The 14,427-nt window shown below is 68.0% G+C and carries 11 protein-coding genes; 3 read left to right on the forward strand and 8 right to left on the reverse strand.

The annotated features are described in order from the left end of the window. Positions 1-2: 2 nt before the first annotated feature. A complete protein-coding gene (rfbD, locus tag VGK20_05590; protein ID HEY2773507.1) occupies positions 3-860 on the forward strand; it encodes a dTDP-4-dehydrorhamnose reductase in 858 nt (285 codons plus the stop codon). A 7-nt stretch (positions 861-867) separates the two neighbouring features. Here rfbD and rfbA read toward each other — a convergent pair whose 3' ends face one another. The 7 genes from rfbA to VGK20_05625 all read right to left on the reverse strand — a co-directional run bounded on the left by rfbA (position 868) and on the right by VGK20_05625 (position 9,180). Continuing rightward, a complete protein-coding gene (rfbA, locus tag VGK20_05595) occupies positions 868-1,740 on the reverse strand; it encodes a glucose-1-phosphate thymidylyltransferase RfbA (GenBank protein HEY2773508.1) in 873 nt (290 codons plus the stop codon). A 109-nt stretch (positions 1,741-1,849) separates the two neighbouring features. Next, on the reverse strand, positions 1,850-2,998 hold the full coding sequence (locus VGK20_05600) for a glycosyltransferase family 4 protein (protein ID HEY2773509.1): 1,149 nt from the start codon (positions 2,996-2,998) through the stop codon (positions 1,850-1,852). 31 nt (positions 2,999-3,029) lie between these two features. Then, positions 3,030-3,806, reverse strand: coding sequence for a polyprenol monophosphomannose synthase (locus tag VGK20_05605; protein HEY2773510.1), 777 nt, complete (start codon positions 3,804-3,806; stop codon positions 3,030-3,032). Positions 3,807-3,852: 46 nt separating this feature from the next. Continuing rightward, the gene (locus VGK20_05610; GenBank protein HEY2773511.1) at positions 3,853-4,872 is read right to left on the reverse strand and encodes a glycosyltransferase family 2 protein; all 1,020 of its coding nucleotides are present in this window, start codon (positions 4,870-4,872) and stop codon (positions 3,853-3,855) included. After that, on the reverse strand, positions 4,869-5,966 hold the full coding sequence (locus VGK20_05615; protein HEY2773512.1) for a glycosyltransferase family 1 protein: 1,098 nt from the start codon (positions 5,964-5,966) through the stop codon (positions 4,869-4,871). The genes VGK20_05610 and VGK20_05615 overlap by 4 nt, the downstream gene beginning before the upstream one ends. Continuing rightward, positions 5,963-8,230: a glycosyltransferase gene (locus VGK20_05620; protein HEY2773513.1), complete on the reverse strand. Its 2,268-nt coding sequence runs from the start codon at positions 8,228-8,230 to the stop codon at positions 5,963-5,965. The genes VGK20_05615 and VGK20_05620 overlap by 4 nt, the downstream gene beginning before the upstream one ends. Further along, a complete protein-coding gene (locus tag VGK20_05625; GenBank protein HEY2773514.1) occupies positions 8,230-9,180 on the reverse strand; it encodes a glycosyltransferase family 2 protein in 951 nt (316 codons plus the stop codon). The genes VGK20_05620 and VGK20_05625 overlap by 1 nt, the downstream gene beginning before the upstream one ends. A 311-nt stretch (positions 9,181-9,491) precedes the next feature. Here VGK20_05625 and VGK20_05630 point away from each other — a divergent pair, with 311 nt between their 5' ends. Both VGK20_05630 and VGK20_05635 read left to right on the forward strand, forming a co-directional pair. Next, positions 9,492-10,226 carry a hypothetical protein gene (locus tag VGK20_05630; GenBank protein HEY2773515.1) on the forward strand — a complete coding sequence of 245 codons (735 nt, stop codon included), beginning with the start codon at positions 9,492-9,494 and terminating at the stop codon, positions 10,224-10,226. A 108-nt stretch (positions 10,227-10,334) separates the two neighbouring features. Beyond that, entirely contained in the window at positions 10,335-12,440 is a 2,106-nt protein-coding gene (locus VGK20_05635; protein HEY2773516.1) for a hypothetical protein, read from the forward strand. A gap of 66 nt (positions 12,441-12,506) precedes the next feature. On the opposite strand, the gene VGK20_05640 is transcribed toward VGK20_05635, so the two are convergent. Beyond that, on the reverse strand, positions 12,507-14,426 hold the full coding sequence (locus VGK20_05640; GenBank protein ID HEY2773517.1) for a sulfatase-like hydrolase/transferase: 1,920 nt from the start codon (positions 14,424-14,426) through the stop codon (positions 12,507-12,509). Between the last annotated feature and the right edge of the window lies 1 nt (position 14,427).

Genomic DNA, 14,427 nt, shown 5'->3' on the forward strand with positions numbered 1-14,427 from the left:
GCGTGGCCTCCAGTCCGATCCTTCTCGTCAGTCCCGACGGAATGCTCGGGCACGCGTTCGAGCTTCTGCTCCGGTCGCGGGCTCTTCCGTTCGACGGAGTATCGTGGCCGGCTTTCGACCTGACGAAACCGGATAGCGTCGAGCCGCACATGCACGCCGGCCTGCGGACGATCGTCAACTGCTCGGCATTCACCGACGTCGACGGCGCCGAGACGCGCGAGAACGAAGCGACCGCCATCAACGGCGGCGGAGTCGGCCTGCTTGCCGCACACGCGCGGCGCCTTGGTGCGCTGCTCGTGCACTTCAGCACCGATTACGTCTTCGACGGCCACGCGGCTTCTCCCTATCCGGTCGACCATCCCATCTCGCCGGTCAACGCGTACGGCCGCAGCAAGGCCGCCGGCGAAAAGGCCATCCTCGACAGCGGCTGCCAGCACCTGATCGTGCGCACGAGCTGGCTGTACGCACCGTGGGCGAAGAATTTCGTGCTGACGATGCTGGGACTCGGTCGCGCCAATGCTTCGATCCGCGTCGTCAGCGACCAGGTGGGCAGGCCGACCAGCGCGCAGTACCTCGCCGAGCGTACGCTCGCGCTCGCCCGGCACGGCGCGCGCGGGATTTTCCACGTTACCGACGGCGGAAGCTGCAGCTGGCACGAGCTGGCCTCCGCCGTGATCGAGCAGAGCGCGAGCGCGTGCCGCGTCGATCCCTGCACGAGCGCCGAATTCGTGAGACCGGCCAGGCGGCCTGCTTACAGCATTCTCGACCTGTCGAAGACCGAAGTGCTGCTCGGCGCCAGCCGCAGCTGGCGCGACAACGTCGCCGCCGTGCTGGCCGAGCACGAGCGCGCAACGCAGTAACGAGCGATCATTCCCTCCTGTCGGTGAGGACAGCCCTCAGGTACTTGCCGTAATCTCCGCCGGTGCGCGCGCCGAGAGCGTCGAGCTGCTCGGCCGTGATGAAGCCCTTGCGCCACGCGATCTCCTCGAGGCACGCCACCCGCAGGCCCTGGCGCTCCTGGATCGCCTCGATGAAATTGGACGCCTGGTGCAACGCGGCGCAGGTCCCGGTGTCGAGCCATGCGATGCCGCGCCCCATCACCTCCACCTCGAGATCGCCCGTCTCCAGGTAGCGACGATTGACGTCGGTGATCTCGAGCTCGCCGCGCGGCGAAGGCGCGAGCGAGGCCGCGATGTCGAGCACGCGGTTGTCGTAGAAGTACAGGCCCGTGACGGCATAGTGGGAGCGCGGCGAGGCGGGTTTCTCTTCGAGGGAGACCGCGCGCCCCGCTGCGTCGAACTCGACGACTCCGTAACGCTCGGGATCGTGAACCGCGTACGCGAACACCGTCGCGCCGCGCTCCCGCGCCGCGGCGCGCTCGAGCGATTCGCCGAGCCCGTGGCCGAAGAAGATGTTGTCTCCGAGGACCAGCGACACGCGGTCACTGCCGACGAATTCGCGCCCGATCAGGAAGGCCTGGGCCAGGCCGCCCGGTGTCGGCTGCACGGCGTAGGAGAGCGCGATGCCGAGGTCGGAGCCGTCGCCGAGCAGCTTGCGGTAGGCCGGAAGATCCTCCGGCGTCGAGATCACCAGTACGTCGCGCACGCCGGCCAGCATCAGCGTCGACAGCGGATAATAGACCATCGGCTTGTCGTACACGGGCAGGAGCTGCTTGGAGACGACGCGCGTCATCGGATGCAGCCGGGTGCCGGAACCGCCGGCAAGAATGATCGCTTTCAACGCAAATCCTCTCATTGCCCGGGATCAGGCACCCGGGTTGCCGTATCGAAGCGCGCGACTTTGGCGGCGCGCCCGTCGGCTGTCAAGAACGCTTTCGCGATGGCAGGCATCACTGTGGAAACGGCGAGGCGGCGAGGTGAACCCGACTCGCGCCGGGCCGGATCGCTTCCTCGACGAGCTGCTCGGCATCGTCGGCCACTTCTTCCCATCCGAATCGCTCCGACCACTCGTGGCCGCCGCGGATCAGCTCCGCGCGCAGCGAGCGATCGCCGAGGGCACGCACCAGGGCTCGCACCAGTCCCGCTCGATCACCGTACTCGAACAGCAGCCCGGTGCGGCCACGCTGCACCGAATCGCGCAGCCCCGGGACGTCGCTGGCCACGGCGACGGTGTTGCAGGCGTTGGCCTCGATCACCGTCATTCCCCAGCCTTCCTTCTCGGAGGTCTGCACGAGCACCGAGGCTTTCTGGATCCACGCGATCTTCTCGTGCTCCGGCACGAATCCCGTAAAGCGCACGCAGTGCTCGAGGCCCTGGGCGCGCGCACGTGCCTCGAGGCTGGCGCGCGCCGAACCGGCACCGACGATGACGAGCGTCGCCGCCGCAACCTCGCGACGCACTTCGGCCATCGCGTCGATGACGAGGTCAGCCCTCTTGTACGGCTCGACGCGGCCGATCCACAGCACCAGCGGCTCGCGATCGAGGCCGTCGTCGACCGCCTGGTGGGTGCTCTTGTCGATGCCCGGCGGCACCACGTAGATGCGGTCGGCGGCAAGCCCGCGACCGATCAGGTCGGCCCTGGTGCTCGGCGAGATCGCGAGCACGGGCACGCCGCGATACGCCGCCGGGATCAGCTTTTCCATGAGCCACGAGATCGCGGCGATCGGCGCCGGCACCTGGCGAAAAGCGGTGGTTCCGAACAGGTGGTGCACGATCGCCAGGCACGGCAACGGGACGAGCCACGGACTGAAGAACGGAAGCTTGTTGAGCACGTCGACGACGACGTCGTGCTCTCGCGCGAGACGGCGCGCCACCCACGGCACGATCGCGTAGTAGAAATAGCGGTTGGCGAGCCTGCGCACGCGTACGCCCTGCACGGTCTGCTCGCGCAGCGCGCCCGGGAAGCTCGCGGCCAGCAGCGTGACTTCGTGACCGCGCGAGACGAGGCGCTGGAGGATTTCGAAGACGTGCGTCTCCGCGCCGCCGGTCATCGGGTTGACCGGATCGCGCTCGTTGAGGACGAGGATGCGGCGCTTCATCGCATGGCCTGCAGGCAAGACGGGAGGGTGCTCAGGAAATTTCCGGCGCCCGCCCGGCGGTGCCGCCGGGACCGGCAAGCTTGCGGGCTTTGCGGATCCTGCCCGTCAAGGCCATCCATCTCAGCTTCCAGACGATCAGCATCGCCTCGACGGCGATCGACAGGTGCATCTTGGAAGTGCCGAGGCGGCGATCGACGAACAGGATCGGTGTCTCCTTGATCGAAAGCCCGGCCCGCCACGCGCGGAACGTCGTCTCGACCTGGAAGCAGTAGCCGTTGGCGCGAACGTCCTCCAGCGAGATCGCTTCCAGCGCGCTGCGGCGCCAGCATTTGAAGCCGCCGGTGGCGTCCATCACCGGGAGCCCGCCGAGCACGCGGCGCGCGTATTCGTTGCCGAAATAGCTCAGCATCAGGCGCAGCATCGGCCAGTTGACCACCGTGATGCCGTCGATGTAGCGCGAGCCGAGCACGAGGTCGTAGTCGCGCGCAAGATCGAAGAAGCCCGGAAGCGCCGACGGCGGGTGCGAGAAGTCGGCGTCCATCTGCACGATGAGGTCGCCGCCCATCTGCACGGCCTTCGACAGCCCGTCGCGGTACGCGATGCCGAGCCCGTCCTTGCCTGGCCGGTGCAGCACCTGCACCCGCGAGTCCGCCGCCGACATCGCATCGGCGATCGCACCCGTACCGTCGGGCGAATTGTCGTCGACGACGAGGACACAGATGGCCGGATCGACCCGAAGAACCTCGGTGACGATGGCCGCGAGATTTTCCTTCTCGTTGTAGGTGGGGATGACGACGATCTTGCGCATTGCGGGTCCGGGAAAATCTATATGAAATCGGCAGGTCCGACGAGCGTCATTCCGCGTGGCGACCGGTTGCCTGCAATTGCACGGCAACGCTGTCAGCACCGCCGGCCTCCCGCAGTCCAAGCTCGACGAGAGGAATCGGGCGTCCGCGCAGCGCGTCGCGCCAGCCCTGCTGCTTGATCCACACGCCGGAGGCCTCGCCGGAGAGGGCCCTTCTCGCGAGCTGGAAAGGAAACGTCACGACGATGCTCGCTGCCAGGCGAAGCGCCTGGGCTGCTGTCGCGTGGCGGCGCGCATAGAGCACCGAATTGCGCGCCGAAAGGTACTTGCGGAAGCCGCCGTAGTGCGCGGCGCCTCCGGAGCTGCCGTGGATGTGGTGGACGATGCGCGAGGTGCCGACGTAGCGGCAGGTCCATCCGGCCCTTCGCGCACGAGCAGCCCAGTCGACGTCCTCGTGGTAGGCGAAGAATTCCTCGTCGAAGCCGCCGACTTCGCGCAGCGCGGCGGCGCGAAACAGCAGCGCGCAGCCCGGAAGCCACTCGACGTCGCGCTCGATACGATAGCGCTCGTCGTCAGCGGCGTTTTCTCCGACCAGCCGGATCAGGCTCTGGCCCCACGTGACCTCGCCCCAGGCCACCCAGATCCGCGACGGATCGTCTCCGCGCACGACGCGACTGCCGAGCACGCCGGCGCGGGGACTGCGCGCGGCCGCCTCCAGCAGAGGCTCGAGGCCGCCGGCATCGACTTCGACGTCGTTGTTGAGGATCCAGACGAAATCGGCGCCGCGCTCGAGCGCCGCGGCGATTCCGACGTTGTTGCCGCCCGCATAGCCGAGATTGACGCCGGTCTCGACGATCGACGCGTCCAGTCCGGCGCTCGCAAGCGCATCGCGAGGGCTGCGGCGCGACCCGTTATCGACGACGATGGTCTCAAGTGCGCCGTCGGAGAGCGCGGCCAGCGACCGCACGCAGCGCACGGTGTCGCTCGCGCCGTTCCAGTCGAGTACGACGGCGACGACGCGCGCGGCTTGCGGGAGCGCGGACGAGCGACCGGGAGAACCGGCACTCATGACGGCGCCGCGCCCGCTTCGCCGAGCGCAAGGCGGTAGGCGTGCATGGTTCGTCTTGCCGTCTCGCTCCACGAAAACTTCGCCGCCTGCTCGCGACCGCGCCGCGAAAGATCGGTGACCATCGCATCGTCGGTCATCAGCCGTTCGATGACGGCGGCAAGCGCCTCCACGTCCGGACGGTCGAGCAACACGCCGGCGCTGCCCACCACTTCGGGAATCGAGCTGTTGCGAAGCCCGACGACGGGACACCCGCAGGCCATCGCTTCGATGAAGGTCAGTCCGAAACCCTCGTAGGACGACGGCGAGACCATGCAGCGCAGCGAGCCGAGAAAAGGCGCGATCTCGTCCGCAGGCATCGCGCCGAGATGGACGATGCGCCGGTCGCCTCCTCCGGACGGCACCTCCTCGCCGGGCCTGAGGCGTCCTGCAAGGAGAAGGCGCCAGTCGCGGTCGCGCGCGGCCCGAAGGAACGCATCGACGAAAAGCGCGACGTTCTTGCGTGGCTGGATCGTCCCGAGATAGCCGCACGCGAGCTGGTCGATGCCGCGGCGGCCGCGCCACGCGGCAATCTGGTCTGGAGTCGGGGGATGAAGGCCCGACGCGGCCGCTTCCGGAGTGACGACCACCGGCGTCGCGAGCGAAGGGAACAGCCTGGCGATGTCGTCGGCCGTGCTCTGCGACGGAGCCAGTACGACGCGCGCGTGTGCCAGCGCCCACGGCGTTTCCAGCCCAAGGTGGATCCTCTGTGCCGCACGGAACGTCTGCGGCATCACGTGGCTGGCCAGGTCGTGGATGGTGACGACGGCGGGCGTCTTGCCAAGGCGGGGAACCACGCCTTTGGTTGCGTGGTAGAGATCGAAACGCCCGGCGGCAAGCGCCCTCGGCACGCGAACGTGATCCCACAGCGGCTGCTGCCACGGCGAGGTCATCGGCAGCTCGCGCGTCGCGCAGAGCGTCGCGAACGGCGCGGGCTTGTCGGTCAGCACGACGAACTCGTGCTCGTGGAACATCGTGACCAGCGCACGCACGAGCTCGACCGCGTACGTTGCGGGGCCGCCGACGGTGCCGGTCCCGGCGCCGATCGCGATCTTCATCGTGCGGCCTCGCCGGTGCCGCGGTTTTTTCGGACAGCGGCAGCACCGATGGACGCGCCCGTTGCACTGCGAGCGCCGGAGCCGTCGGCGTCCGCCGGTAAACCGCTGGCCGGGTAACCCGACGCGGCAAACAGCGGCGCCGGAGGAAAGCCGACGTAGCGGCGTTTTCCTGCGCGCATTCCGGCGATCATCGCGCGCGCGACGTCGCTGCGCCCGCGCAGCAGGTAGCCGAGCGCGCTCGCGAGCACGAGGCAATGATAGCCGGCGCCGAATACGTCGCGCGAGACGTCCTGGCGTGCGTGCCGCATCCCGACGAGCCACAGGTTTCTCGCCTTGAGCCACGCCGCCAGCGGCGTCATGCCGGAGGCGAATCCGCGCGCGCCGCGGTGCCCGGCCTGCGCCTCCGGCACCACCAGCGGCCAAAGTCCCGCTTCGCGCGCACGCAGGCAGAAATCCACCTCTTCGTAGTACGCGAACAGGCTCTCGTCGAAGCCGCCGATCCTCTGGTACAGCGCGCGTGAAACGAGGATCGCGCATCCGGTGATGCCGCCGGCGCGATACGGCCTCTGGTGCACGGCGCGCACGCGAAGCAGCGAGCGCGGAGCCCACAACGCCCAGGCCCAGTACCTTTCGCCGAGCGAAAGCGGCTTCTGGCCCGGACGGCCGTCTGCAACGCGAGGCCCGACGGGGCCGACGCCCGGCCGCGCCCTGCTGCCGCGCACGAGCGCTTCGATGCAGCCCGCAGCCAGGCGTGCATCGCTGTTGAGAAGGAGCACGTGATCGCAACCGCGCGCGAAGAGTTTGTCGAGAGCGAGATTGCAGCCCGCGGCAAAGCCGATGTTGCGCTCGAGCCGCAACACCTCGGCGTCGATCCTGCCGTGGATCCCTTCGGCCAGCGCAAATCGCTCGCTTTCGACCGAGCCGTTGTCGATCACGAGGACGTCGAGATCCGGGTAGCCGTCTCCGCCGATCGAGTGCAGGCATTCGAGGGTGCGCACGGAGTCCTGGAACGACAGCACCGCGACGCCCACGCGCGGCAGCGATTCGTGGTGAGCGCTGCCGGCCGGCGCATCGGGACCTGCCAGCGCAACCGACCATGACCTTGCGAGCGCTTCGGTAGAGAACGACTGCAGCATGCGGGCTCGCGACGCTTTGGCGAGCTCCTCTCGAAGCGCCTCGCCGCGCACCGGCTCGGCCAGGCTCTCGATGGCATCGGCAAGGGCAAGACCGTCGGCGCGGCACAGCACCACCTCGCGGCCGCCTTCGAACACTTCGCGAATGGCCTCGGTGTCGGCGGTGACGATGGCCGCTCCGACCGCCGCCGCTTCATAGACCTTGTTTGGAATCACCATCGCGGCCTTCTGCGAAGAGCCGAAGATGCCGAGCACGATGTCGGCAGCGGCGATGCGCGACGGCAGGTCTTCGTAGGCGACCCAGTCGATGAAACGAACGTCGGCGCGCGTCGCGCGAAGGCCCGCTTCGATGCGCGCCCGCTGCGGCCCCGTGCCGATGAACGTGAACACGTACCGTCCGGCGAAGCCGTCGCGCGCCGCAAGGCGACCCACCGCATCGACGACGACGTCGAGGCCGTGCAGCGGAAGGTACTGGCCGAACCACAGCACTTCGAGCGGCCGCGCCTCGCCCGTCGCGTCTTCGCGATGCGGCCGCGCCCGCTCGCGGCCGTCTCGCGGCGCGCGCGTCGAATCGTGAACCTCGAGGAACACTTCGGGATCCGCACCGAGATGGCAGACCAGCAGCCTGGAAGGATCGACGCCGAGCTCGCGGACGAACCAGCGCCGGTGCTGCTCGGTATCGACGACGACCACGTCAGCCGCGCGGCACGTCAGCCGGTCGAGGGCCTCCAGGGCGCGTGCCGCCCACGAGCCTTCTTCGTAGACGCGGCGATCCTCGACGAGCGTCTCGGTGAGCGAGACCAGCGGGGCAAAGACGATGCGAGGCCCGTGGCGAAACCCGAGAACGCGCAGCAGCAGCACGTCCAGCTGGCCGTTGAAGCCGACGATGGCAACAGGAGCGCCGCCGGTGCGGCGCCATGCACGCGCCAGCCGCCATGCCGCGGCGAGCCAGCGCCCCGCCAGCACCGCGAGCGAACGAATGGAGAAATACGCCGCGTCCTTGTCGCGCGTCTCCTCCCACAGCGGCTCGTGGTACTCGACGAGCTCGAAGCCGGCCGCCCGGGCCGCGATCGCCGCGATGCGGTTGGCACTGTGGAAGCGGTTGTACGTGCCGAACAGCGCGGCCCGCATCAGTCGCGGCTGCCGAGCTCGATGCGACGGATACGCAGCAGCGTGTCCTCGAGCATGCGGCGGCTCGAGCCGATCAGGTCGGCAAGCAGGCCGATCAGGATCGTCTGCACGCCGGTCAGCGTGAGCACCGCGGCAAAAATGAGCGATTGGATGTGCCCGGCGCCGCCGCCAGTCACAGCATAAAGGTAGAGGAAGCGGCCTCCGACCAGGGCCCCGCCGGAAAGGAACAGAAGGCCGATGATCGTGAATACCCGCAGCGGCTCGTAGAGCGCATAGATGCGTACGAGCGTGGCCGTGCTGCGAAGGATGTAGCTCGGGATGCCCGGAAACAGCCGCGACGGCCGTGTCTCCGGGTTCACGTCGATCGGGACATGGGTCACCAGCAGCTGCTTCTTGCCGGCCTGGATGATGGTCTCGAGCGTATAAGTGAAGTCCGAGACGACGTTCATCCTCAGGGCCGCCTTGCGGGAGAAGGCGCGAAAGCCGCTGGTGGCGTCGGGCACGCGGGTTCCCGACAGCTGGCGAACGATCCACGAGCCGACCACTTGCAGGATCCGCTTCGGGATCGAGAAGTGCGCCAGGCTGCCCGGCCTGCGGTCACCGATCACGACGTCCGCCTCGTGGTGGAGGATCGGCGCGATCAACATCGCGATCTGGTCGCCGCGGTACTGGCCGTCCGCATCGGTATTGACAATAATGTCAGCACCGAGGCGGAGTGCATGATCGAGCCCGGCGGAAAAAGCTCGTGCCAGTCCCTGGTTCACCGGCGCTCGAACGATGTTTCGTACGCCGCAACGACGCGCCGCGGCGGCGGTGCCGTCGGTGCTGCCGTCGTCGATGATGACGATGTCGATCTCGTCGACGCCTTCTATACTGACAGGAAGATCTGCCAGTGTAGCCGGAAGGCTCGCCTCTTCGTTGAGGCAAGGGATCTGGATCACCAGCTTCATGGGCGCGAAGTCCGCCGGTCCTTATGACAGGAACGACGCAGGGGCGCATCCGCAAAATCAGGCGGCGAATTGTCGCAAGATCCGATAAAAAGCTTGTTTGCGATCCTTGACAATCCCGAGGCCAGCCACCTATAACTGCCCCCGGACCTGCCAGGGGAGGTCGCTTCTATAGGGCGGCATCGTGTCTCGAGCAGAGTCGGGGGAGACGAGACTCCCTCTTGGTAGGTAAAAAAAAGGTGGCCCGACCACCGTTCGCTTCGAAGCAAAACGACTGTTCTTAGATCTGAATTTTCGGGAGGAGAAATCCGCATATGAAGAAATTTACTCTGCCTCTGGCTGCCGTTGCCCTCGTGGGACTCTACGCGGGCACCGCCAGCGCTCAGTGCGCATTTAACAGCGCGCCCGCCAAGGGCGTGAAAGGCTCGATGGTCCGCAACTATGCGAAGTGCCCCGGCACTGAGCATCCAAGTCCGAACACTCAGACACAGGCGGGAACCGATGCCTGCACGCCCGTGACTCCTCACGGCGTCGGCAACGTCGGCCACAACGGCACCGACTACATCTACGGTCCCGCCTCTGGCCCGAAGGGCAAGTGCTCTGTGCAGACCCAGGCCAAGCTCGTCAAGGACTGCTCGACGCTGACCAACTCGTCCGGCGCCAGCCTCGGCCTGCCCGCCGGCGCGTGCCACGTCACGTTCGTCAAGAGCAAGTGCAGCGGCATCTATCGCGCTGACGGCATCACGCCGATCAACTCCAGTGATGACGGCTGGCAGCTCGCGACCCTGAGCCGCACGACGTTCGACGACAGGACCAACGGCGACATGACCGTCATCGACTTCCCGGTGACGTTCGCGTACTCGACGCCGAACAACGGCTCGATCTCGGTCAACAGCAGCAGCGCAGCTGCCTTGGTTCCGCTGGTTGGCGCCAACAACTCCAACCTGCCGCCGTGCACCTCGATCGAGACGGTCAACGTCACGATCAAGGCTCCGGGCGGCACGCACGGAAAGCCGTTCGCCAAGCTGGGCGGCGCGACCAGGCCGTAACTCAGGCTTCGCGCAAGCGATCCTGAACGCAACTTGCGGGGCGGTGCAGATTCTGCACCGCCCCGCTTTCGTTTTGCCTTCCTGTTTTTTCCAGTCTTCTACCCCGTCGTGACCGACGCCACGCCCCTGCACCTCGGCCTCCAGCTGGCCGCAGCTTACTTCTGCTTCTACGCGCCCGGCCAGCTTCTGGTTGCCAGGCGCGGCGGACAAGTGCCCGTTGCATTCGCGCGTGTCCTTGCCAGCACGGTTGCAACGACGGTGTGCGCGACGGCGCTGGCCGTGTCGGGAAAGTTCTCGCTGCCGTCGACGATCGCCGCGACCCTGGTCCTGGCCGCGGCGGGAGCCGTCGCAAGGACGCGCTGGCGCGAGCCGCAGCCGCCGGGCGCTGCGCGGCGAGTTTGCCGGGACCCCATCGGCCTCGCGGTCGTCGCGGCCGCCCTGCTGGCTTACTGGCCGGGCTATCCCGCCTTCCTCGGTGCTTCGGATTCTTCGGCGTACCTCGGCGCGGGGGTCTGGCTCGCCCATCACGGCACCCTGGCGCTTCACGACGATCTCGGTCCAACCCTTCCTGCGGTCACGCGCGAAGTGCTGTTCGACTCGATGTCCCAGGCCACCGGATCCAACGGCCCACCGTACCGCCGCCTGCCCGGCGGCATCGTCGTGGAATCCCTCGACGACACCGAGGCGTGGCCGGCCTTCTTCCCGGTCCCTTCGGTATGGGCCGCACTTTTCGCGACGGCGGGAGCGCCGGGACTCGCCACCCGCGACGAGGCTGCACCCGGCTATGCGCCGGTGTTCGGCGCCCTGGCGCTGTGGGCTTTCTCGATGCTGGCACGTTGCTGGTGCGGGCCGGTGCTCGGTCTGGTCGCAACCGCACTGCTCGGCGCCAGCGAGCCGTTCTACTACTTCGCGAGGATGCCGACGTCGGAAGCGGTTGCTGCCTTTTTCACGATCTCGACGCTGGCGGTCCTGTCGCGCACGGCGAGCAGCCCGCGCCGCGACACGGTGCTGCTGGCGGGCGCGGCTTTGGGCGCGGCAGTGTTCACGCGCATCGAGGTCGTCGCGTTCCTCGCAATGGCGCTCTGCATCCAGCCGGCCTCGGCGCTGTGGAACGGGCCGGGCCTGCAGTCGCCGCGCCGCTTGACTGTGCTTCTGCTCGCACCCGTCGCGATCCTGTTCGCGCTCGCGGTCGCCCAAGCAGTGCTGATGCCGGGAACGTGGGCGCTTCCCGTTCCCGACCTGCTCGAGAATGCGCGCATCCGCCTGCTGTTCCTGTACGAGAACCCGTATTCGAGCGACACGACGCACCTGGTCATTGCGGCAGCGCTCGCGGCGATGGTCGCCGTCGCGCTGTCCCTGCGCCGACTCGGATGGAAGGCGACGCTGCGCTGGTGCTTCCTTGCCGCAGTGCTCGGCGGCCACTGGATGGCGGCGAGCTTCCTGTTCGATCGCACGCCGATGTGGCTGTCCTTCTACGTCGGCAGTGCGACGCTCGCGCTGGCTGCGGCGGGTTTCGCGCTTGCCTGGCAGGATCGCGACGTGCTGGCCGCCGCGCCGCTGGCCCTCGGCTTTGGGCTCTCCTCTGCGCTGATCCTCTTCTACAACCCGCACGTCTACCCGGAGCTGGTGTGGGGCGGGCGCCGTTTCGTGCCACTGCTGCTTCCGATGCTGCTGCTGCTGGCGACCTACTGCGCGCGCAAGCTCGGCGCGCGCAGCCGCCTGCTGATGTTCGCGTGCCTTGCGACCATGGCGTTCGCAGTCCATGAGGGCGCCGGGCTGGTCTGGAATCGAAAACTCTTCGAAGACGGCTATCAGAGCTTTCGAGAGCTGGCCGAATCGATTCCGCCGGGAGGCACCGTGCTCGTCGACCGCGACGTGAGCGCGATGATGATCTCGCCTGCGCTGTGGATGCTCGCCGACCGCAACAACCTTACCGTTCCCTCGCGGGACTCTGCCGACGACGACAATTTCCTGCCGGGCCTGGTCTGGTACCTGACCGCGCGGGGGCCGGTCTATTACGTCTCGAACGGAGTCGGCGCCCAGGATCCGATCCCGCACGTTCGCATGACGACCGTAACGCGCCCGATCCTGGCCTTGCGCGTCGTGGAGGAGACCTACGACCGTCTTCCGAACGGAACCGAGCGTGACGTGACGGAGATCGGCATCTTCCGCCTCGAGCGAAGCCTCGACCCGCGCGGCACCGCGCCGAAATAGCAACGCGCTCCGGCAGGCTGCGGAAAAACCCCTCCCCTCGGTCCGGGTTTTTCCGCAACCTGCTGGTCAGTTGGCGTAGCCGAGGCTGCGAAGCTGGCGGCGCGTGTCGGCTTCCGGAGCAATGGAACGCGCCGGCGCCGGCTTGCGATGGACCGGCAGGTGCATCCACAGCGGCATGCGCTGCAGCTCGAAGAACTTCTCACCGTTGGCGCGATCGCGCGGCCCCGGCACTTGCGGGAACAGCAGGCTGTGCTGCTCGCCGGGGTCGTGCGCGAGATCGAACAGCCGATTGTCCTTGAGATCCGGCGACACGACGGCCTTCCACGGCGGCATGCGTACCGACCAGCGGAGGTCCTTCGGCGACTTGACGAGCCCCGAAACTTCGACGCGCGGCGTGATGTCCATTTCGCCGCGCAGGATTCGCATCAACGACTTGCCGTCGACCGCGAGCGAGGTGTCCAGGCCCGCGATGTCCAGGATCGTCGCCGCGACGTCCTCCAGGCGCACCTGCATGTCGAAGCGGACATGGCGGTGTGCGCTTCTGTCGGCGAGTGGAGGCACGATGACCAGCGGGACGCGCAGCAGCTCGTCGTAGAGCGAGTGCCCGTGCAGGAATCCTCCGTGCTCCCAGAATTCCTCGCCGTGGTCGGCGGTGACGATGAGCCAGCTATGGTCGAGGATCCCGCCGGCCGACAGCGTGTCGAAGAGGCGGCCGAGCATCGCATCGGTGTAACGCACTTCGGCTGCATAACGCCGCTGGAGCTCGGCGCGGTCGGCGGCGGTCGTCGGCCAGTATTGGGCGCCGAACAGAGTGTCGCAGTCCGGGCACGGCTGGCGCGGCGCGCCGAATCCTTCCGGCGCTTCGTACGGCCAGTGCGGGTCCATCAGGTGCAACAGCGTGAACGACGGCGAATCCGCGTGGTCGTGCAGCCAGTCCAGCGCGAGCGCGATGCCGTCGACGGCGCGGCCGTGGTACGGGCGAAACTGGTAGAAGCCGCGGTCGAAGCCGAAATACGGCCTCAGGTACGGATTGCGCACGAATGCGGAGGTCAGGTAGCCGCCGTCGCGCAGGGCACCGGCCATGTACACGGCGCGCGGATCGCCCGGCAGCTCGTCCCAGTTGGACGCACTGACGCCGAACAGGTGACGGTGGGGGTTCCAGCCGCTGAGCAGGCTCACCGTTGCAGGCAGGGTCCACGGCGCCGGCGAGACGGCCTGCGTGAAGCGCACTCCCGAACCGGCGATGCGTTCGAGCTCGGGCATCGCGCCGGGATCGGCCGCAAAGCGTCCGTCCGCGATATCCGCCCTCAGCGTATCGACGACGACGAGCAGCACCGAGTCGCGACTCGTGGCGACGGCCGGTGCACCCGAGCTCGCGAACCAAAGCAGCGCCAGGCCGGCCACTGCCGGCGCGAGCGCGGGAATCGCTGCGGCGACGCGGGGCCGTCTTCGAAGCGCCAGCCACGATGCCAGTGCCAGCGCCAGCGTGGAGGCAAAAATGGCGAGCGCCGCTGCCAGCCTCGCTCCGGCTTCGATGTGGTCGTACGCGCGGTAGATGCGACCGCCGCCTAACAGGAACAGCACGAAGGCCCCGAGCATGATCTCGCGCGCGATGCGCGGGTCCCGGGCCCGCTCGGCCACGATCGCCATGACCAGTCCGACCAGGCCACCGGCCACCGCGAGATAGCCCATCGCGACGAGGCTTCCCGGCGACGACGAAGTCAGCAGCGCGTGCGGCTCGACCCACCACCAGCCGTAGGCCATGCCCGCCAGCAGGCCTTGCAGCGCGGCGTGCACGCGATCGATCGTGCGGATGCTGCCCGGCCGGCGGATCGACGCGAAACGCGCAGCGATCAGGATGCCGAGGAAAGGAAGCGCGGCGCGAAACGCATCCGATGCGACGACCGCCGCGAACGCCGGAGCACCGAAGCCGCCCGCACAGGCGAGCGCGATGACGCAACAGAAGACGACGGCGGCGCAGGTCATG

The organism is Candidatus Binatia bacterium (assembly GCA_036493895.1).
In the GTDB taxonomy this organism is placed as follows: Bacteria; Desulfobacterota; Binatia; order UBA1149; family CAITLU01; genus DATNBU01.